Genomic DNA, 19377 nt, shown 5'->3' on the forward strand with positions numbered 1-19377 from the left:
ATTTAGTAAAATATTGAAATAAATCAGATTTTGCACTACAGATGACGAACATGGGGTAAGGCGTTCCAGATCGACAGGGGGTATGGATGTCGGGGTGACCAGCCTGGGATGCTCGGTCACCACGCCAACTTCTGGATCATAAATCACTTGCTCCGATCCGTCGGGCAGGAGTTGGCGCACGGAGATCAGGTGTGCCGTGCCGTTTTCATACCCAACCCCACGCGCCAATGCCCGTTGCCAGGCGAGAATGATCAGGGGCAATTGGGCGAGTGCCCGCCCCACAAGCACCATGCCGAAAGTCAACTGTTCCCCCGGCATAAAGGAGCGTTTGCCCCAGGGTGGGGGCTCGATGACATAGGGATTCGGAATGCGCACGAAATCCTGGACCGCATGTCCAATAGGTGGCGGCGGAGCCTCGAAAATCAGCGACCAGGGGCAGGTCCTGATGATGCCGCACCCGGTGCAGGTTTTTTCCCCGGTCAGACAGGTGATATGCCGCAACGCCGCGCCAAAGACCCCGCGCAACGCCGAACCGGCATACTCCGGCAATCGCATGGGCGTCGTTACCTCCCAGGTGAAGAGGTAACGGGTGAGAGAAAAAGGGGATAGCAATGTCGTCATATGGATAAGGCATCCTGAAGTGATTGCAACTTTTTTTTATCGACACCTTTGAGTTTACAAGGGAGTTCTTCGTGGCAAACCCGGGCCAGTTCAGTTCTGTCTTCGGCTGGCCAGTTGGCAGCTTCCTTGACCAGTTTGCCAGCGTTTTGCCATAGAGTGCCGCTGATGGGTTGGGGAATGGGTTCCTTGCTGATGGCTTGCCGAAATGCTGCAATCTTTTGTTGATTGGGTGTCATGGCAGCAAGACGGACTTGATGCGCTGCTTCCTCAGCGGCCTTTTCGGCTGCCAAGGCTTGGCGATCCTCTTCAGCCTTGTTTTTTTTAGCTTCTTCATCTTGAATGCTTGCCAGTTTCTTGTCCGAAGCATTCAGGTGACTGGCTCTGTCGTTCTTGAATCTTTGTGCCAGTTTTGCCAATTCCGGGGCGGTCTCATCCAGGGGTCTTCGCTGACCATCATCCAGTTCGACCAGCAACCAGCCAAATGGGAGCAGCTTGTTTTCCATGTTGATTCCACGAGCCGCCAGCCAGACCGTAGAGGGTTCTGTAACCCAATCTCTTCCTTGAGGTCTGTAAATGAAACGCGCACCGTTCAGGGTCACTGATTCTGCTCCACAGTGACGCCCCACGCGCAGTAGGAAGGCATGGCCTGATTTCAGTAACCAATGCAGTTCACCATCATGAATGGATTGGCGAATAGTTTTTGCCCACTCCTGGTCGAGAAACCCATGCATCTCTTGCAACTCTCGCTGCAAATGATCCATGTAATAGGTGTTGCATTTCTGGACGATGGTTGTATGATCCCATTGACGGATTTTGGGTGGCAGTCCCTTCTTGTCGGGAGGTTGGACGTCGTCATATTTCCGGGCTTGTTCAGGGTTCAAAAAGGAGATGTCTGCGGTAAAGGATTCCAAGCCCATGGGTGGGAGGCACTCCAGCGTTTGATAAGGCCCTTTTCCTTCCGCGCCGGAAGATTTGCGGTTGACAGCAAAAAAGACTTCATTATGACGATCTGGCCCAAAGGAACAGGCATCTCCCACGCGGATCAGACGCATGGGATCCAGTTCAAATTTTTTTGGCAGACACCCCTTCAGGGTGTCCGGTAAAGGAGAGAGTTCTTTCCAGGACTTTCTTCTGTCTTTTGCTTGCTCCCTGTTGCTCAGGGATTTTCCACCATGAACCTCATCCAGTAATGCGGTACGGATTGCCCCTTTGAGACTGCTGCCCGGCATGACGGGATGGTTTTTTTCCGGGAGAAACGATGTGCGTTCGATATTCAGGTTATTGACACTCTTGGTGTCTGCCTGTGTGGTCTTGCCGACTCTCTTGTCATAAAAAGCTTGCATACCATCACCCACCGGCAGGCGTCGGGTATGCAGGGGAAGTAACATTTCTTTCCGTGTGTGAAAAAATTTCTGGATTTTCTGGATGATTCCATCGCCTTGTTCTTTGGAGACGATTTCCAGCAACTCATTGCGGGATTTTTCGTCCCGGGATAATGCCGCCACTGGATCGAAGGTGTAGAGGACACCCTCGTCAATGATATAATGCGTCGGTTCGTAATTCTGTCCGCAGCCGATATGTACCGGCGACAGGGTGGAGATGACCATCCGATAAGGTTTCATGAATGGGTTGATCATGGTTTATCACTCTCCCAGTCTACCTGGATCCCCACCACCGGGGCATAGCCTTGATGCACGGTTTCTCGAACAACTTTTGACAGGTTTCCATCTCCTCCCAATCCCTGGCCCACGAAGAGAACGTCAATCATTTTTTCATTCGGTGTCAGTACCGCTCCGGCCTTGGCCAATAAAATTGGGCTTTTGAACACATTCCCGGTCAACGCAGCCACATCGCCATGCCGTCCGAAACGGGTGAACACTTGATAGAAACTGCGACTGGAGTTGAATCCGCATCTCTGGGGAGTACAAAATCCCAGCGTCAGCCAGGCATTGCTTTGCTCCTGGCGAGGTAGTGGTTCTTCACTGATTTCATTCTGTTCCACGGAAAATTTTCCCAGTCCCGTGCTGGCATCCTTGCCAAAACCGGACAAACCCACGTCGCACAAGGCACCGATCAGTTCAGATTGAGACAGACGCGCCGGATCATGGAGCAACCAGAGATCCAGCAATGTATCCGGTGGGAACCATGTCTGTTCCACAGCATAGGGTGCGAAGCCGTTTTTTCCCGTGGTTCCTGTCAACCGATTGATGGAGTTGTGGGGTTGGGGACGTTCAATTCGCCCAGCCTTGCATTCTTTCCGATCCGATGTGAACCAGATCTCTTGTTCGGAACGGCACTCCTTGATCCAATCGGCCAGGGAACGTTTCATCTTTCGGCTGGGGAGCCATACCCGTTTTTTGTCCATCTTGCGATTTTCCCCATGTTTCTTGCCTGCTTTGCCAACCTCTTGATCGGGTTGCCGGGGTGGTGGCAGATGGGGCCGAGGCCAGTATCCGGCGGGAAAAATGTCTGAAACCACCAGGAAGGGCTTGCCCTGTGTGTAATCTTGCAACCGTTCTTTCAACCATGCATCGCCATGCCGATTGCGCAAGGCCCAGCAAAGTTGTCCGAACAGGGTGTCACCGTGGAGCGGGGTGGCAAAGGCTGTCAGCGGTTCGATAGTGACGAGCAGCGTTTTCATTTTCCAGCCTTTTCAAATGGTTTTGCATTATTGAGTTTTTCTTGATAATCCTTGCTCGTCAGCATGAACGCGATCCGTCCATATCCCCGTGACCCGGAGCCACCCAGACTGTCCATTTCCAACAGTTTCAGCCCATCAAACAGGGTGGTGAGCATCTCTTCTTCCTTTTCAGTGTCCAAAATCTTGATGGCCACCTCGAAATTGAATCTTGCCCCTGCCGGTACCCGTTCGACGTTGCGTGGGTGTTCCGCAACTCCACGCACCCGGTCGATGGTATTTTCCATTTTGATCTCGGTGAGAGGGAGGGATTTGCCAGTAATTTTTTTGACCCAATCTTCATCAAGCAGACAATCCCGGAAAATCAGACGACTGGGACCAACTGTCAGTGCCTGCTCTTTTGTCAGCTCATCCCCACCAGAAACACCGAACAGCTTGATGATGAGTAAGGCAGAACTTTTCTCTCCTGGATCCTCGCATTGATCATAGAATTTATACCCGACTGGACTACCGCCGTTGACCGCAGCCAGCCCGGATCGCCACTCCAACAAACTGCGGATCTTGCCCTTCAAGCTGCTGCCAGGGATATAGGGCTGGTTGGTGTGAGGATGTTTGATCACGGGGTTGTCTGATCCGCCGATATGCATTTCGGTGTTGCCGCTCCCGATGTGCAAACCGGTCGAAATTTCAATAAATCCGGTAATTTTCCGAATGTCGGTCAGCTGCATGAGAAACTCCTTTGATTGTGTGTTGTCAACTGCCATCGGCAGCAGTATCAGCGAACATGATGACCAGGGCTTGCTCCAATTCCGGTACGTCCAGGGTGGCGGTATTCCAGATGATCTCCCACTCCACGGAGAAATAGGCATGCACCACGAGGTTACGCATCGCGATGACATCAATCCACGGGATGTTCGGATGACGTTCTCGATAGGATTTTGGCAATCGGGCCGCCGCCTCGCCAATCACGATCAACTTTTGCAGAACAGCACTACGGATCAGATCATCGTTGACAAACGCCTCCGGCGTTGTCCGGGCAATGAATCGACGTATGGCTTGGGCAGCTTCGAGCATATCCGTCAGGTATAAGGATTCATGTCGCATAGATGACCTGCGCGGAGGCCAGAATTTCAGCCCGGATGTGGGGTTTCAGTCCCCGTTTTGGGACCAGATCGACGGAACGCGCCAGCAAGGCTGACAGTTCTCTCTGCATGCGCGACAAGGTGAACAGTGTCACCCGCGCACCAGTTTGGAACTCCACCAACAGGTCCACATCACTGTCATCCGAGAAAGTGTCGTTCATCGCTGATCCGAACAAAGCGAGTTCGTGGACCTTCCATCGCTGACACCATTCTTTTAATGGTTCCTCGGGGATCTCCAAATGATCTCTGATGTGTGTCAATGGTGATCTCCTTATGAATCCTTGGGTCGCTTTTCCTTGTAAAATCCCATCAGTGCCTCCATGAAGAGTTTGAAACTTTTCATGGTTTTTGGGTCGTTCACCTGGGATAAACAATCACGCAGAAGCTTGACAAAATTGTCGTCCACCAGTTTTCTTCCATGGGCATAGGCTGCTTTGGCATTGAGCATCTTGATGAATGGAAGAAACTCTTTGAACTTGGCGACATCGTTTGCTTCGACTTTTTCGGCCCACATGCAGATTTCGTCATAGAAACGTCGAATTTGTGTTGGTTTGTTGATTTTTTTGTCACTCTTGGCCAAAATTTCCGCTGCTTCCCTGGCAACTGCATCAAACAGATCAGCAGAGATGGTATCAAATTTAATCTTGCTGGTATCCAAGGATGGTACCTCCGGTTGTCTGTTGGCTGCAGTACCGTCAGCACCCCTGGATGGTGCTAGTTTGCTTTTTGATGACGTTGATTTAGAAGATAACTGGTTGTTCATTCGGTTTCTGCCTTTCTGCGTTGGTAAAGATGTGTAAATAGGGCGATTTTATAATTACCTTTTTTGACGTCTATCTGTCTGCTGATTGTTTTCACAAATTTTTCGTTATAGACTTCCTTGCGTTTATCGTCCTTTACGTCACGCATTTTATCGATGACAAACCGCCAGGTTCGGTAGACGAACCAGGAACGCCAGATATGATCTTCCGGTTTCACCTCGGCATTTTCCGCCTTGTCGCACAGATGGAGCAGGCCGTAGAGGTAGGCGGTACTCATCTCGACCTTGTATTGCTCCTTCAACGTCGTCACCAACTCTTGCAGGTCATGTTCCGCATCCAGCATGGCGATGAAAGTGTTCCAATCGACGGTGCGCCCCCAGCAGGTGATGGCATTTTTATCGATCTGTTCCTGGTCTGGGTCATCTTTGTATTGTTTGGATCTGACCAAGGCCTCTTCAGCCATCCCGGCCATGGCGGGAATGGGTATGCCCGGTTTGGTCATGGCCAGTCCGGCGGAAAAATGGATGTCGCGATTGGCGACATAACGGGCAAACTCGTTTTGCATGGACTCGGCTAGGCGGATTTGTGCCAGCCATGGCCCAATGAGGAAAAAGTCATCCCCGCCAGCAAACACGGTGTAGGTGTTTGGGAAGTGTCGGGCACAATGCCAGGGCAACCAGATGGCAAAAAAGGCGTTCAGTTGCCGTGACAAAGCCGCCATGCGGGCGAAGGTGTGATGATCCTGCAATCCGTGGCGGAAAATGTTGCCGAGGTTGTCCACGTCGCCCTTGAAGGTGGCAAGGGCAGCCACGCCACGCTTGATGCCTTCCGCATCTTCATGTGTGCCAGATTTGGCAATATCTTCAAACTCTTTGATTTTTTTATCTTCCTCATTTTTTGCCACATAGCCATTGATGGCCCGCCGGGCATAGCCGCTCCATAATGGCGTCGTCCCCTGCGGATGCGGATCATCGGCAGCCGGTGCCGAAAAATCCCAGGCCCGCAACAAGGCCCCTTCCCGTGCCAGTTGGCCAAATTTGCCGCTCTCTTCTTCATCGCCGGTGAAGGTGATCCGGTAGTCAAAATAATCCATCGCCAGATAATCCAGGGTTTGGTCATCATGTTCGGCATGACGGGTGATGAGCAGACGATCCTTTTTGACCAGTTTTTCCCCGATGGTGATCTGGTCGTAGCACAGTGCGCAGACCATTTTGTCGTTCTTGTCTGTCACGGCGGGCTTTTTGCCATCCACCACGCACGCCTTGTGCGGATAGTCGGTCACAAAAACCGGCTCTGGCGGGTTGCTGCCGCACAGGTCGAAACGCTGGCGTTTGCGTCGCTCCAGATCCCTGAACAGGCGCGTGACCAGCGCACCAAAGTGCTTTTTGTTGAAATCCTGCCTCTGCGCCCTGGTGAATGCCAGACCGATACCCCCCTGGCCAAAGGTTTGTTTCAGGAACCACTGGTCCAATTTTTGCCGTACCTGCTCCAGACGCTGTTCGGCATCCGGCAGGTTGGGGGCGACGATCATAAATTTGCCCGCCGCATTGATGATCTGGCTGGTGACCGGCAACTGGAAGGCCTGCAACACCTCGATGGCCGCCAACTCCGTCAACAGGGAGACCTGAAAGGAGCGTCCCCGCAACAGTTTGGCCGCCATTTTCGTGGTTTCCCCGCCGTTGGCCAGAATAAACTCCTGGATGCCGAAAAAATCTCCCTGGATCAGGAAAAACTCTTCTTCGGCATTTTCGTCCCATTTTTCCTTCCATTGTGCCTCGGCGAATATCGAATCAACGCTGCCATGCGCCGCGTGATGCCGCCACAAAGCCACCGCCAGGGCCGCCGTGGCCTTGGAGTGATCGTAGAGCGATACATCTGCCGGAACGGGCTTGAAATTTTTTTCTTTCGTGAATGTCACGGTGGCCGAGGGGATGGCATGGGTGAAGGTCAGGTACAGACTGTCGAAATGATCCAGCCACAAGGGCAGGGCGTAACGATGGGATCGTGGAATATTTTCCAATCCGGCAATGAATTGATCCCAGAGATCCTTGTACTCCTTCCTGGCCGTTGAATCGTCTGCGGGAACGGTTGCATCTTTCTCGACTGGAAAAAGTGTTGCCGGGGCCATGGCGCGCAATGGGTAACGCTGCAAGGCTTTTCGAGGTTCTTTCTCGCCGTCATTGATCGCGATTCGTTCCAGGATGGACCACATGCGTATCCGTGTTGTGGAGACCCGTTTGTGGCCTGTCGCCTCATCCTCGTGGCCTTCCTCTGCCTCGTTGTATTCCTTGAAACCCGACCGCTCGAATCCGGAAGCCAGACGGTCAGCCGTGGCGATGATCCTTTGCAGAGGTGTTTCCGGCTTGTGATGCATGGCGGCGGCATTGATCAGGGAGTCGCCGGTTTTTTGTTGTTCACGCATATCCTGCCATGACGTGAAAGGGTCCATGTCTCCTTGTTTGATATCTGGAATGTTCGTCTCGATGGCATCGACGGCAAGACCGGTGTAGGCAGCATGGACATGTGTATGGTGACCCTGCCAGGGAGGACAGTAGGTTTGTTTGTTGCCATCGAGTTCCGGTGCCGGAATGCCTGCCCGTTCGGCAAACTTGCCGATGTCATGCAACAGGCCCGCCAGCGCCACCCGACAAGAGGCTTCCAGCAGTTTGCGATTTTTTTCATCCATCATTCACTCCTCCCGCCCAAGAAAAGATTTATCCACTGCCGGGAGGTATCCCCCGCTGGTATTGTCGATGCGCAATTGTCGATGCAGCGCCTCGTTGCCCTGTTGTTTGATGCGTGCATTGATTTTGGAAATGTATTCCGGGACGCGCCTCTGGAATTCGGCGGATTCCATGGTGCGCACATAGCCGGGTTTGTGGGTGGCATTCTGGTAAAACAGAAAAAAATCGTCGCAGAGACCGGCCATCTCCTTGCCGGGCAGGGCGCATGCCACGCACCCCGTGCAGGAATCGAGCTGCTGGCGCCGGCAATGGTATTTTGTTTTGGCAAGCAGCCATTTGTATAAAGAAAGCAGCAATGGACTCAAGGCGATGGAACGCCCCAGAAAAGTGATGTGGCCGGATTCGAGTTGCACACGTTCGGGTGCGGATCGCTGGCTGCGGCCACTTTTTTTGGGCAACAGCAGGAGTCGTTGCAAACGGCTGACTTTGGCATCGGCCTGTTTGATGATTCCGGATTGTGGGTCGAAAATCATGGCCGGCGCGTCCGGTTTCAGAAAATGCGGATGGTGTTCGAACCGGGGTTCGGTACGCAACACCCACAGGCCATCGCCCCGGTGCGCGTCGAGATACAGGGCCGCAATCTGGGATGCGAGAGAAATCATCCAGTTGACGCCCCCGCCGAGGATCACCTGCACGGCTATGCCCTCACGCTCTGCGCCCAGGGCCTCTTCCAAAGCCTGACAAAACTGCTGTTGGGAAAGTTCCCCGTCGTTGCCATCCACGGCATCCCCATGCCAGACAAGCCGGGCATGCGGGGGCAAACCCGCATGTTCCACGGTGGACCGCAGGATGCCGATTCCCTGGCATGTTGAATGAATGGCCACCTGACGCAAAACAAACTGTTCCGCCATGAGCCATGCCGACAGGGTCACGACCGGGGCGGCCATGCCGGCGATGATGTGGAGATTGCAATCCAGTTTTTCCATACAACGTTTCCCGATACCATGGCTTCTGAAGTTTAGCAAAATCATTCCGGTGGTTCAACCCGAAAGAGACATTTGGCTACGGAATGGCAATCTGGCGGAATTTAGATGTAGACGCAAGTTTGACAAGGTTGTCATCCAGGACACCTGGTGGCCATTTTCCGCCGGCATGGTGCGGATTTGCAGTTGTCATGAAACCTCTTGACATTTCTGGAAAAATTTGAGTATTTTCCCGGTATGTGCCATTTCACCTTCCGGTCAGGACTGTATCGGACGCAGGAAAGGGTTGATTGAGGGATTGGGCATTTTCCGGCAGGTTTCGAGGTTGATTCATTCATGCCAATCTGGATGGCTTTTCTGGTGGTGACACTGGTCTGGGGAACGACCCCGCTGGCTGTGCAGTGGAGTCAGGCAGGGGTTGGCTACCTGTTTGCGGTCACGGCACGTATTGCCATAGGAGCAGTACTTTTCCTGCCATTACCATGGGTTGTGCAGCGTCCGGCATCGTTCAAACAGCTTGGTATCGTCGCCGGGATTGCCGGACTCAATCTCTATGCATCCATGCTGTGTGTTTATTGGGGGGCGCGTTTCGTTCCTTCCGGATGGATTTCGGTGTTGTTTGGCCTGGGTCCTGTCGTGACCGGCATCATGGCTGCTGTCTGGTTGAAGGAGCCGTTCACCGCCGAAAAAATTCTTGGCTCCCTGATCGGTCTGGGTGGACTTTTGGTTATTTTTGGCCAGGGAGGGAGTTTGGGCGAACAAACCTTGCACGGGATTGGTGCCTTGCTGGTGGCTGTGGTCATCTATTCGGCGGGTAATATTGGCATCAAGCGTTGGGGAGGAGGGGTATCTCCCCTGTGGGTGACCGCTGGATCGCTGTGGGTTGCCTTGCCATTGTATGGCATCTCGTTGTGGTGGTCGGGAACCCCTTGGCCAACCAGTATATCCTTGCAGGCTGGATCGGCCATTTTTTACCTGGGGTTGATTGCCAATGGTATTGGCTTTGTGACTTTTTTTTATTTATTGAGCCGCGTCAGTGCGGCCAATGCCGTTCTGGTCACCCTGAGTGCCCCCGTGTTGGCTTTGTGGATCGGGTTTATGTTCAATCAGGAAAAATTGCCGGCGGGGGTGTTGTTGGGTACGGCTCTTATTCTCGGAGGCCTGAGTTTTTTCCAGTGGGGAGGGGGCCTTGTTAAAAAATACAAACGAATTGAAGAATAAAATAAAAAAACTAATAAAAAACTGGGATGGGGGTCCAGGGGGAAGGGCTGTGCCCTTCCTCCTGGTGGGGTTTGGGGCGAAGCCCCAATAAAAATCTTTTATATATAAAGTTTTGAAAAAAATTAAAAAAACCCTCATTGGGACTTCGCCCCAAACCCCACCAGGACTCTGTCCTGGACCTGTCCGGTCGCCAGCCCCCTGGACCCCGTGTTCAAAAGACGCACCGCCAGAATTGCAAGACCAGTCGATCCACACACAAGCCGCCCGGCCAAAGGCCGGGCGGCTTTTTGATCAGTGTGTGAGAATCATTGCCGAAAAATCAGGCTGTGCTGGAGACCTCACCCTTTTCGAGTGCAGCCTGGGCAGCGGCCAGACGGGCAATGGGCACCCGGAATGGCGAGCAGGAGACGTAATCCAGACCGGCCTTGTGGAAGAAGCGGATGGAACTGGGATCGCCACCGTGTTCGCCGCAGACGCCGATCTTGAGACCGGGACGTCCCTGACGACCCTTGGCAACACCCATGGTCACGAGCTGACCGACACCTTCCTGGTCGATGGAGACGAAGGGGTCTTTTTCGATGAGCTTCTTGTTGACGTACTCGGTCAGGAAGGTACCGGCATCGTCGCGGGAGATACCCATGGTGGTTTGGGTGAGGTCATTGGTGCCGAAGGAGAAAAATTCGGCTTCCTTGGCAATCTGGTCGGCGATCAGAGCGGCGCGGGGCAGCTCGATCATGGTGCCGATCATGTATTTGACCTTCATCCCTTTTTCTTTGATGACCGACTCGCAGATATTGACGCAACGGACGCGCAGGGTGGCCAACTCGCTGAGATAACCGACGAGCGGGATCATGATTTCCGGAATGATGTCTGTCTTGTCCTGTTTCATGACGTTGCAGGCGGCTTCCATGATGGCCTGAACCTGCATTTCATAAATTTCCGGATAGGTGACGCCCAGACGGCAGCCGCGATGGCCCAGCATCGGGTTGAACTCTTTGAGGGCGGAGACGCGGTCCTTGACTTCGGATTTGGAGACATTCAGGACCTTGGCAACCTCTTCCTGGCCCTTGTCGTCGTGGGGGATGAACTCGTGCAGCGGGGGATCCAGCAACCGGACAGTCACCGGGCGGGGTCCCATGGCGCGGAAGATGCCTTCGAAGTCGCCACGTTGGATGGGAAGCAATTTGGCCAGGGCCTTGCGGCGGGAGGCTTCATCCTTGGCGAGGATCATTTCGCGCACGGCGATGATGCGATCTTCCTGGAAGAACATGTGTTCGGTGCGGCAGAGGCCGATCCCTTCGGCACCAAACTTGACGGCCTGGATGGCATCTTCGGGGGTGTCGGCATTGGTCCGGACCTTCATGGTGCGGAACTCGTCGGCCCAGGTCATGAAGGTGCCGAAATCGCCGGTCAGGGCGGGCTGCATGGTGCCAATCTTGCCAAGCATGACCTGGCCGGTGGAACCATCGATGGAGATCCAGTCACCCTGTTTGACCACCTTGCCCTGCTCGTTGGTGAACTGCTGGCCTTTGATGCGGATGGCACCGCAGCCGGCCACGCAGGGGGTACCCATGCCACGCGCCACAACAGCGGCGTGGGAGGTCATGCCGCCCCGGGCGGTCAGGATGCCTTTGGAGGCATGCATGCCGTGGATATCTTCCGGGCTGGTCTCTTCGCGGACCAGGATGACCTGTTTGCCATCTTTGGCCCAGGCTTCGGCGTCGTCGGCGGTGAAGACGGCCATGCCGGCACCGGCACCTGGGGAGGCGGCCAGACCAACAGCCAGGACTTCAGCGGCTTTTTTGGCTTTCGGATCGAAGGTGGGGTGGAGAACCTGATCCAGCGAACCGGCATCCACGCGGGCCACAGCTTCGGCTTTGGTGATCATGCCTTCATTGACCATGTCCACGGCAATCTTGAGGGCGGCGGCGGCGGTCCGTTTGCCGGTACGGGTTTGGAGCATCCAGAGTTTGTTTTTCTGGATGGTGAACTCCATGTCCTGCATGTCGCGGTAGTGATCTTCCAGCTTTCTGTAGTTGTCGCAGAGCTGCCGGTAGAGGTCGGGCATGGCCTCTTCCATGGCGGGCAGATCGGATTTTTGCAGATTTTTCCCGGCCAGGGTGATTTGTTGCGGGGTACGAATGCCGGCGACCACGTCTTCGCCCTGGGCATTGATGAGGAATTCGCCGTAGAACCGTTTGTCGCCGGTGGCGGGGTCACGGGAGAAGGCCACGCCGGTGGCGCTGTCATTGCCCATGTTGCCGAAGACCATGGATTGGACGTTGACGGCGGTGCCCCACCACTCGGGGATTTCGTGCAGGCGGCGATAGGTGATGGCGCTCTGTTTCATCCAGGAGCTGAACACGGCTCCGATGGCACCCCAGAGCTGATCGCGGGGATCTTCGGGGAAGGGTTTGCCGGCCTCTTTTTTCACGATGGCCTTGAAGTCAGCGACCATGGCTTTCCAGTCGGCGGCGGTCAATTCGGTGTCGAGTTTGACTTTTTTCTGTTCTTTGACTTTATCGATGTGGTGTTCGAAGTGGTCGGCATCGACCCCCATCACCACTTTGGAGTACATTTGGACGAAGCGGCGGTAGGAATCGTAGGCGAAGCGTTCGTCACCGGCTTTTTTGATCAGGCCTTTGATGGTGGTATCGTTGAGGCCCAGGTTCAGGACGGTATCCATCATGCCGGGCATGGAGGCGCGGGCACCGGAACGGACGGAAACCAGGAGTGGGTTGTCGGCGTCGCCGAACTTGGCGTCCATGCTTTTTTCGACTTTGGCCAGGGCTGCATTGACCTCGTCCTGGAGGTCATTGGGCATTTTTTTGCCCAGGTTGTAGTACTCGGTGCAGACTTCGGTGGTAATGGTGAATCCGGCGGGCACCATGATACCGATGCGGCACATTTCTGCCAGGTTGGCCCCTTTGCCACCCAGGAGATTTTTCATTGAAGCTTCACCGTCGGCGGAACCGTCGCCGAAGTAATATACCTTTTTGTTGGCCATGATTTCGTTACCTTCCTTCTCTTGAATTAAAAGCAATGGACAGTATGGGTCCGGGGATGAGGGATTTTTTCCTGTTCCCGATAACAAAAAACTGTTGGATGTGTGGTTGCATTTGTGCGCAATTTTTCTTTTGGTTACTGTTGATATCAGGCTTCCGGGAGTATCAGACGACTGACATCGGCCACAAGGGTAAACAGGGTGCGCACTCTGGACAGGAGGTTGACGCGCTGTTGACGGATTTCCGGGTCAGGATCCATGACCAGGATTTCGTCGAAGAAGCGGTCGATCACGCCTCGCAGTCCGGCGAGTGTTGCCAGCGCGGCCTGATAATTTCCCTGGGCGGCATGCGTGGCGACGATATTTTCCATTTTTTCGACGGCTTCCCGCAACCCCAATTCCGCCGAATCCCCAACTCTACCATTCTGTGTGGCATTTGCCAATGGTGCCTGATGCACATCAGCTTCAGTTTGGCGTAAAATATTGACAATGCGTTTGTTTGCGGCCACCAGTGCGGTATAGGAGGGGAGTTCCTTGAACTTTTTCAGGGCGTGGGCGCGTTGGACGATATCGAGGAGGTCGTCGAGTTCCAGGGCTTCGACGGCATCGATCAGGTCAGGGTCGATATCGATTGCCTTCAGATGGGCGCGCAGCCGGCCCAGGAAGAATGCGAGCAGTTCCCGGGTGATGGTGGCTGGATCCTGGGCCAGTTTTTCGCCGTGGAGTGTGTAACCGGCGCAGGCGGTTTGGATCCATTGGCGCAGGTTGAGGCGGATTGTCTGGTTGGAGGTACCAGGGGGTTGGGTCGCGTCATGGCCTTCCAGCGTGATGCGGATGATACCCAGGGCGGCGCGGCGCAGGGCGAAGGGATCCTTGGTACCAGTGGGGACCAGACCGATGCCGAAACAGCCGACCAGGGTGTCCAGTTTGTCGGCGATGGCCAGCAGCTTGCCGGCCATGTTGCCGGGGAGCGAGTCGGCGGCACCCTGGGGTTTGTAGTGGTCGGCAATGGCGGTGGCGGCATCGGGGTCCAGATTGGCGGCCCGGGCGTAGTGGCCACCCATGATGCCCTGGAGTTCGGGAAACTCGCCGACCATGCCGGTGACCAGGTCACATTTGGCGATGGGGGCGGCGATTTGCAGGGCGGGCAGGGCCGATGGGGCCACGGCCTGGGCCAGTTGGCCGGCCAGGGCTTCCAGGCGCAGGGATTTTTGCCACAGGGTGCCGAGGCGGGCCTGGAAGACCACGTTGCGCAGGGATTCGCGGCGGTCGGCCAGCGGGATTTCCCGGTCACTTTTCCAGTAAAATGCGGCATCTTCCAGGCGGGCGCGCAGGACTCGTTGATTGCCCCGGATCAGGACGGATGGATCTGCAACCTCCATGTTGGCCACCAGGATGAAGCAGGGCAGCAGCTTGTTGTGGGCATCGACCACCGGAAAATATTTCTGGTGGTGTTGCATGGAGGTGGTCAACACTTCGGGGGGAATATCCAGATATTTGACGTCGAACGTGCCGCGCAGGGGGATGGGCCACTCGGTGAGGCAGGCATTTTCCGCCAGCAGTCCGGGGTCGATCAGGGGGTGACCGCCCACTTCGGTGGCCAATCTTTCGGCGACGGAGCGGATGGCGCTTTCCCTGGCTTTTTGATCCAGGATCACTTTGGCCGTGGCCAGGACATCCATGTAGTGGTACAGGCCAGTGACCCGGTGTAATCCTGGGGCAAGAAAGCGGTGGCCTGCGGTTTGATCCCCGGCCTGGATCCCCTCCAGGTTGAGGTCGAGGATTTCTTCGTCCAGGAGGGCGAGCAGGCTGTGAATGGGGCGGACGAAGCGTAGAGTGCCTGTACCCCAGCGCATGGTTTTGGGCCAGGGCAGGTTTTGGATCAGGCCGGGAATGATTTCGGTCAGGATTTCCCTGGCGGGGCGTCCGGGCCTGGGGATGCGGGCGATGAGATAGGTTCCCTTGGCGGAGGTTTCCCGGGAGAGTTGCTTCATGTTCAGGCCGCAGGAGCGGGCGAAACCCTGGGCGGCCTTGGTGGGTTCACCAGCGGCATCGAAGGCTTTGTCCACGGCGGGGCCGCGGCGTTCCTCGATGCAATCGGGTTGTTTCGGGGCCAGTTCTTCCACACTGATCATCAACCGGCGGGGGGTCCCCTGACTGTCGATGCGGCCATGGGCGAGACCGGCGGTGTAGAGGGCGGCGGTCATGTTTTCGCGCAGGGCATCGATGCCTTCCGGGAGCATGCGGGCGGGAATTTCTTCGCAGCCGATTTCCAGGAGAAGTTCGCTCATGATTTTTCTCCCGTAACATGGCGCAAAAGGGGGAAGCCGAGGCGTTGACGTTGGGCGACATAGGCTTCGGCGACCTGTCGGGCGAGGTTACGCACCCGGCCAATGTAGCGCGCCCGTTCGGTCACGCTGATGGCTCCCCGGGCATCGAGGAGGTTGAAGGCATGCGAGGCCTTGATGACCTGGTCATAGGCTGGCAACGGCAATTCGGCGGCGACAAGGCGCAGGGCTTCGGTTTCATGATCGCCGAAGAGCCTGAACAAGAGTTCGGTATTGGCGAGCCGGAAATTGAAATGGGAGTATTCGACTTCATTGCGGTGGAATACATCGCCATAGGTCACGGAGCCGGTCCAGATCAGATCGTAGACATTTTCTACGCCCTGGATGTACATGGCCAGGCGTTCCAGCCCGTAGGTAATTTCGCCGGCCACGGGATTCATTTCAATGCCGCCGATCTGCTGGAAGTAGGTGAACTGGGTCACTTCCATGCCATCCAGCCACACTTCCCAGCCCAGGCCCCAGGCCCCCAGGGTGGGGCTTTCCCAGTCATCCTCGACGAAACGTATGTCGTGGTGCGCGGGATGGATGCCGATGGTGCGCAGGGATTCGAGATACAACTCCTGGATATTGGCCGGGGAGGGTTTCAGAATCACCTGATATTGGTAGTAATGCTGGAGGCGATTGGGATTGTCGCCATAGCGACCATCGGCGGGGCGGCGGGATGGTTGCACATAGGCGGCACTCCAGGGTTCCGGTCCCAGAGCGCGCAGAAAAGTGGCCGGGTGAAACGTCCCAGCCCCCATTTCGACATCATAGGGTTGCTGGATGATGCATCCCCGTTGTGCCCAATACGATTCAAGGGTAAGAATCAATTCCTGGAAGGTCACGATTTCAGATACCTCTTTCGCACCACGAGCCATAATGAAAGGTTGACTTGGCAAGCTACCCTTCCAGATTGCGTATTGTCAAGAATCCACGGGGTGGCTTCAATCAGGTGGTTTCCTGATGAAATCATGATCGCTGGAAAAGATGGGTGCGGACGTGACTTCGACCTATTGCAGGGCATCGGAGAGAGCTTTTGCCTGGTTCATGTTTGTTCTTTTCCTGTCCTGCACTTCGAGAATATGTCAATTATTGACAAGCCTCCGGTATCCAGTACGAGAATGGGCATGGCAGCTTGCTCCATGGGTGTTGACACATCCACTCCCCTGATTCATCATAAGCAGGCATATGCAGGGACGTCAAAGAAATTCATCTGTTTTCTGATTTTTGAAATCCTTGTTGTGCAGAATATTTTATTCATAGAGTCCTGCGGAGTCCTGGCTGAACCTCATTCGAGGGATGATCCATGCGCGACAACACCCTGTCCGTCCGGCAACCGGCACCGAATGTTCCGCATGTGTGGCTGGGGGTATTTGCACTGTTTTTCAGTGTTTCGTGTGCGCAAATCTATCCCTTCAGCGGCAATCAGAACACCTATTTTGTGCATGCCATGATTTTGGCCAATTGGGGAGAACTTTCCCGGGACTGGCTGGCTTCGACACTTTCTTCCATTCCCTATTTTGATCATCTGTTGGCCTGGGCTTTTCAATTCATGGGGGTGGGCAGCTTCTATGCATTGTACATCCTGTTGATGGCGTTGTCGGCTTTCTGTCTGGGGGGCATTGTTCTGTATGTGTTTCCCTTGCATCACCATCCCTTGCGTCTGCTGATCTGGTTTGTTGCGGTGCAGTTTGTTTTTTCGTCTGTGTTTGCCAAGGCCATGATGGTCATTTTCAAGACGGCATTACCGCAGCATCTCTTCATTTCTGGTGAAGCCTGGCAGATCGTATTCACCTCCAGCCTGGAGCCGGCCACCTTCGGTTTGGGCCTGGTGATGGCCATATATCTGTTTTTGATCAACCGCTATTATCTGGCTGTTTTTGCAGCCATACTCAGTTGCACCCTGCATACGGGCATTCTGTTGGCCACCGTCTGGTTGCTGGGGGCTTTTTTCTGGATTTTATGGAGAGATGGTTGGGGATGGCAACGACTGGGGCGGTTGAGTCTGTTTTCCGGGTTGCTCTCTTTGCCCGTTCTTATCTATGTATTGCTGTATTTTTCGCCAACATCTGCGGAGATCTCGAAACGTGCCCGGCAAATTATTGCCTTTGAATTTCTTCCCTACCACGCAGACAGCCATATGTGGTTGGGATGGGATACGTTGTTTCGCTTCTGTCTGGTAATCTGTGCCATTTTTCTCGTGGCTCGCCAACGGGTGCTTCGCTCCATTTTGTTGATTCCCCTGCTGTTGGCTGTGGTGGGTACCGTGGTTCAGTACCTGACGCAGGACTCCTTCCTGGGACTTTTGTTTCCCTGGCGTATCTCCTCGGTATTGGTACCCATGGCCACTGTTTTGATCCTGGCCTGGATCCTGGTGCGCCTGCCCGAACCACCGCCTTTGTCGCATCCGGCAGGAAAAGCCGGAATGGCCGTCTTGTTTCTGTTGGCCTTTTTCTTGTCCGGGTCCGGCATCTATCGAACAATTTCATCCTACGATCAAGGAGAACACAGCGACGAATCCGGTGCCATGAAACATATGAGAGACCATTGGGACAAGGAGAGTGTCTATCTGGTTCCCATAGACATGTTGCGGGCGCGGCTCTATTCCGGCATGCCTGTATACGTCGATGGCAAGGGACACCCGTTCCGGGATCAGGACTTTTTGCAATGGTGGGAACGTGTGCATCGGGTGCGGGCGTTTTACGCCGGGTTGACCGCAAACAGTTGTTTTTCCGCACAAGAGGTCAGCAAGGCTTTTGGTGTGTCGCACGTCATTGTACCAGTCGCCACCGGTCTGGTTTGTCCCGGGCAGGTTGAGAGCTATCGGGATTCACACTATGTGATCTATAAAATCAAAACCTGACCAGAAACGGGTTGCGGGTGGTTATGGCGTGATCTCTGGCCGTGGCTGTTGGCCGTTGTCCTGACATGGCCTCGTGGTTGGTAGCATGCACCGGTGGTGGCCGACTGCTCTTCGATTGCATGAAATCGATGAATTATTGCTTTTGGAAGGCATTGAAAAATGTTACCTTGACTCCAGCTTGCTGCGTCGAAGCGGGTGCCGATCCATTCGACAACAGTCTGGTGATCGTTTCTGGTGATCGTTGCACACGGGTCACCGATCATGATTAAACTAAAACAAGAGGATGCCGCGAATGAATATCAATTTTTGTCTGGACAAGGCCTATGAAAAGAAAACCTTCAAGCAACTGGTCGATGCACCCGTGGCAGCCTTGCAGGGTGTGAGCGAAAAAGATGCTGCCTTGTTGAAAGAAGCCTTCAACATAAAGACCATTGGCGACCTGGCCAAATTGAAGTATGCCCGTTGGGCGCAGGCAATTGTCACCCTGGCCGATGGGGAGGAATAGGGTATTGGGGCTTGTTTGGAATCCCGTTGGGGAAGGACACACTATTGATTCTTTTGGAATATGTGTCCTTCCCCTTCTGGACAACATGTCAGGGTGGAGTTTTGCCTGTCCGTTTTCAGGTATTCCAGCCGTAGACAATACCCCGGGCGTCGGAGCCGTCATTGCGTCCGACGACCAGAATGGGTTCATCATCGACCATTCCGGTTGCCATGGTTGTCACATAGCGGCTGTCGCCCCAACTGGATCCTTCGCTGGCATAGCTTGTCAGTGAGTTGGTATCTGAATCGTAGGTATATGCCTCGATTGCACTGTTGCCGCCGCCTGAGCGTCCCACGATCAGGACATCCTGTCCGTTTACCGCAGAAAAACAGATAGAGCTGCAACCATGACTGCTGCCCCAGTTTGAACCTCCTTTTGCCAATTCGGTCAATGTTCCGTCGGAGGCGATGGCGTAGAGGAAAAAGCGGTCATTGTCTGACCCGTTGCGGCCCACTCCCAAAACTTGCTGGCCATCCAGGACCCCAAATGCAATCGCTGTGCAAGATCGATCACTTCCCCAACCGGACCCCCCCTTGGCAAGGGTGGCGAAGGTGTTGCTGGAACTGCTGTATTGATAGACGAAAAA

General features: G+C 54.6%; 16 protein-coding genes. 3 read left to right on the forward strand and 13 right to left on the reverse strand.

Annotation, left to right across the window (positions count from 1 at the left end):
* The 9 genes from HQL65_15440 to HQL65_15480 form a co-directional block, all read right to left on the reverse strand.
* The coding region (locus tag HQL65_15440) for a hypothetical protein (protein MBF0137628.1) at window positions 1–621 on the reverse strand (621 nt) is incomplete at its 3' end.
* Window positions 618–2258 (reverse strand): type III-A CRISPR-associated RAMP protein Csm5, encoded by a 1641-nt coding sequence (gene csm5, locus HQL65_15445; GenBank protein MBF0137629.1) that lies wholly within the window; start codon window positions 2256–2258, stop codon window positions 618–620. The genes HQL65_15440 and csm5, both read right to left, overlap by 4 nt.
* Window positions 2255–3262 (reverse strand): CRISPR-associated protein Csm7, encoded by a 1008-nt coding sequence (locus HQL65_15450; GenBank protein ID MBF0137630.1) that lies wholly within the window; start codon window positions 3260–3262, stop codon window positions 2255–2257. The genes csm5 and HQL65_15450 overlap by 4 nt, the downstream gene beginning before the upstream one ends.
* The gene (gene csm3 / locus HQL65_15455) at window positions 3259–3987 is read right to left on the reverse strand and encodes a type III-A CRISPR-associated RAMP protein Csm3 (GenBank protein MBF0137631.1); all 729 of its coding nucleotides are present in this window, start codon (window positions 3985–3987) and stop codon (window positions 3259–3261) included. Before csm3 ends, HQL65_15450 begins: the two co-directional genes overlap by 4 nt.
* A gap of 25 nt (window positions 3988–4012) precedes the next feature.
* Entirely contained in the window at window positions 4013–4363 is a 351-nt protein-coding gene (locus HQL65_15460; protein ID MBF0137632.1) for a DUF86 domain-containing protein, read from the reverse strand.
* Window positions 4353–4652, reverse strand: coding sequence for a nucleotidyltransferase family protein (locus HQL65_15465; GenBank protein ID MBF0137633.1), 300 nt, complete (start codon window positions 4650–4652; stop codon window positions 4353–4355). Before HQL65_15465 ends, HQL65_15460 begins: the two co-directional genes overlap by 11 nt.
* 20 nt (window positions 4653–4672) lie before the next feature.
* Window positions 4673–5164 carry a type III-A CRISPR-associated protein Csm2 gene (gene csm2, locus HQL65_15470; protein MBF0137634.1) on the reverse strand — a complete coding sequence of 164 codons (492 nt, stop codon included), beginning with the start codon at window positions 5162–5164 and terminating at the stop codon, window positions 4673–4675.
* Window positions 5161–7851: a type III-A CRISPR-associated protein Cas10/Csm1 gene (gene cas10, locus HQL65_15475; GenBank protein ID MBF0137635.1), complete on the reverse strand. Its 2691-nt coding sequence runs from the start codon at window positions 7849–7851 to the stop codon at window positions 5161–5163. Before cas10 ends, csm2 begins: the two co-directional genes overlap by 4 nt.
* A complete protein-coding gene (locus HQL65_15480) occupies window positions 7852–8832 on the reverse strand; it encodes a hypothetical protein (protein MBF0137636.1) in 981 nt (326 codons plus the stop codon). It abuts the gene before it with no gap.
* Between the two features lie 333 nt (window positions 8833–9165).
* On the opposite strand from HQL65_15480, the gene HQL65_15485 reads away from it, so the two are divergent.
* Window positions 9166–10050, forward strand: coding sequence for a DMT family transporter (locus HQL65_15485; protein ID MBF0137637.1), 885 nt, complete (start codon window positions 9166–9168; stop codon window positions 10048–10050).
* Window positions 10051–10369: 319 nt separating this feature from the next.
* On the opposite strand, the gene HQL65_15490 is transcribed toward HQL65_15485, so the two are convergent.
* The 3 genes from HQL65_15490 to glyQ form a co-directional block, all read right to left on the reverse strand.
* A complete protein-coding gene (locus HQL65_15490; GenBank protein ID MBF0137638.1) occupies window positions 10370–13057 on the reverse strand; it encodes a pyruvate, phosphate dikinase in 2688 nt (895 codons plus the stop codon).
* Window positions 13058–13203: 146 nt separating this feature from the next.
* Window positions 13204–15345 (reverse strand): glycine--tRNA ligase subunit beta, encoded by a 2142-nt coding sequence (locus tag HQL65_15495; GenBank protein MBF0137639.1) that lies wholly within the window; start codon window positions 15343–15345, stop codon window positions 13204–13206.
* The gene (gene glyQ / locus HQL65_15500) at window positions 15342–16262 is read right to left on the reverse strand and encodes a glycine--tRNA ligase subunit alpha (GenBank protein ID MBF0137640.1); all 921 of its coding nucleotides are present in this window, start codon (window positions 16260–16262) and stop codon (window positions 15342–15344) included. The genes HQL65_15495 and glyQ overlap by 4 nt, the downstream gene beginning before the upstream one ends.
* Before the next feature lie 428 nt (window positions 16263–16690).
* On the opposite strand from glyQ, the gene HQL65_15505 reads away from it, so the two are divergent.
* Both HQL65_15505 and HQL65_15510 read left to right on the forward strand, forming a co-directional pair.
* Window positions 16691–18247 carry a hypothetical protein gene (locus tag HQL65_15505; GenBank protein ID MBF0137641.1) on the forward strand — a complete coding sequence of 519 codons (1557 nt, stop codon included), beginning with the start codon at window positions 16691–16693 and terminating at the stop codon, window positions 18245–18247.
* A gap of 292 nt (window positions 18248–18539) precedes the next feature.
* Window positions 18540–18752 carry a hypothetical protein gene (locus tag HQL65_15510; GenBank protein MBF0137642.1) on the forward strand — a complete coding sequence of 71 codons (213 nt, stop codon included), beginning with the start codon at window positions 18540–18542 and terminating at the stop codon, window positions 18750–18752.
* A gap of 115 nt (window positions 18753–18867) precedes the next feature.
* Here HQL65_15510 and HQL65_15515 read toward each other — a convergent pair.
* On the reverse strand, window positions 18868–19377 hold a 510-nt coding region (locus HQL65_15515), incomplete at its 5' end, for a hypothetical protein (protein ID MBF0137643.1).

It is taken from the genome of Magnetococcales bacterium (assembly GCA_015228935.1).
In the GTDB taxonomy this organism is placed as follows: Bacteria; Pseudomonadota; Magnetococcia; order Magnetococcales; family DC0425bin3; genus HA3dbin3.

What these genes read in the sequence shown, in the direction of transcription:
- HQL65_15495 (MBF0137639.1), bottom strand. Translation starts at nt 15,345, where the DNA reads ATGAGCGAACTTCTCCTGGAAATCGGCTGCGAAGAAATTCCCGCCCGC.
- HQL65_15460 (MBF0137632.1), bottom strand. Translation starts at nt 4,363, where the DNA reads ATGCGACATGAATCCTTATACCTGACGGATATGCTCGAAGCTGCCCAA.
- HQL65_15485 (MBF0137637.1), top strand. Translation starts at nt 9,166, where the DNA reads ATGCCAATCTGGATGGCTTTTCTGGTGGTGACACTGGTCTGGGGAACG.
- csm2 (MBF0137634.1), bottom strand. Translation starts at nt 5,164, where the DNA reads ATGAACAACCAGTTATCTTCTAAATCAACGTCATCAAAAAGCAAACTA.
- HQL65_15450 (MBF0137630.1), bottom strand. Translation starts at nt 3,262, where the DNA reads ATGAAAACGCTGCTCGTCACTATCGAACCGCTGACAGCCTTTGCCACC.
- csm3 (MBF0137631.1), bottom strand. Translation starts at nt 3,987, where the DNA reads ATGCAGCTGACCGACATTCGGAAAATTACCGGATTTATTGAAATTTCG.
- HQL65_15505 (MBF0137641.1), top strand. Translation starts at nt 16,691, where the DNA reads ATGCGCGACAACACCCTGTCCGTCCGGCAACCGGCACCGAATGTTCCG.
- cas10 (MBF0137635.1), bottom strand. Translation starts at nt 7,851, where the DNA reads ATGATGGATGAAAAAAATCGCAAACTGCTGGAAGCCTCTTGTCGGGTG.
- glyQ (MBF0137640.1), bottom strand. Translation starts at nt 16,262, where the DNA reads ATGGCTCGTGGTGCGAAAGAGGTATCTGAAATCGTGACCTTCCAGGAA.
- HQL65_15480 (MBF0137636.1), bottom strand. Translation starts at nt 8,832, where the DNA reads ATGGAAAAACTGGATTGCAATCTCCACATCATCGCCGGCATGGCCGCC.
- HQL65_15510 (MBF0137642.1), top strand. Translation starts at nt 18,540, where the DNA reads ATGAATATCAATTTTTGTCTGGACAAGGCCTATGAAAAGAAAACCTTC.
- HQL65_15490 (MBF0137638.1), bottom strand. Translation starts at nt 13,057, where the DNA reads ATGGCCAACAAAAAGGTATATTACTTCGGCGACGGTTCCGCCGACGGT.
- csm5 (MBF0137629.1), bottom strand. Translation starts at nt 2,258, where the DNA reads ATGATCAACCCATTCATGAAACCTTATCGGATGGTCATCTCCACCCTG.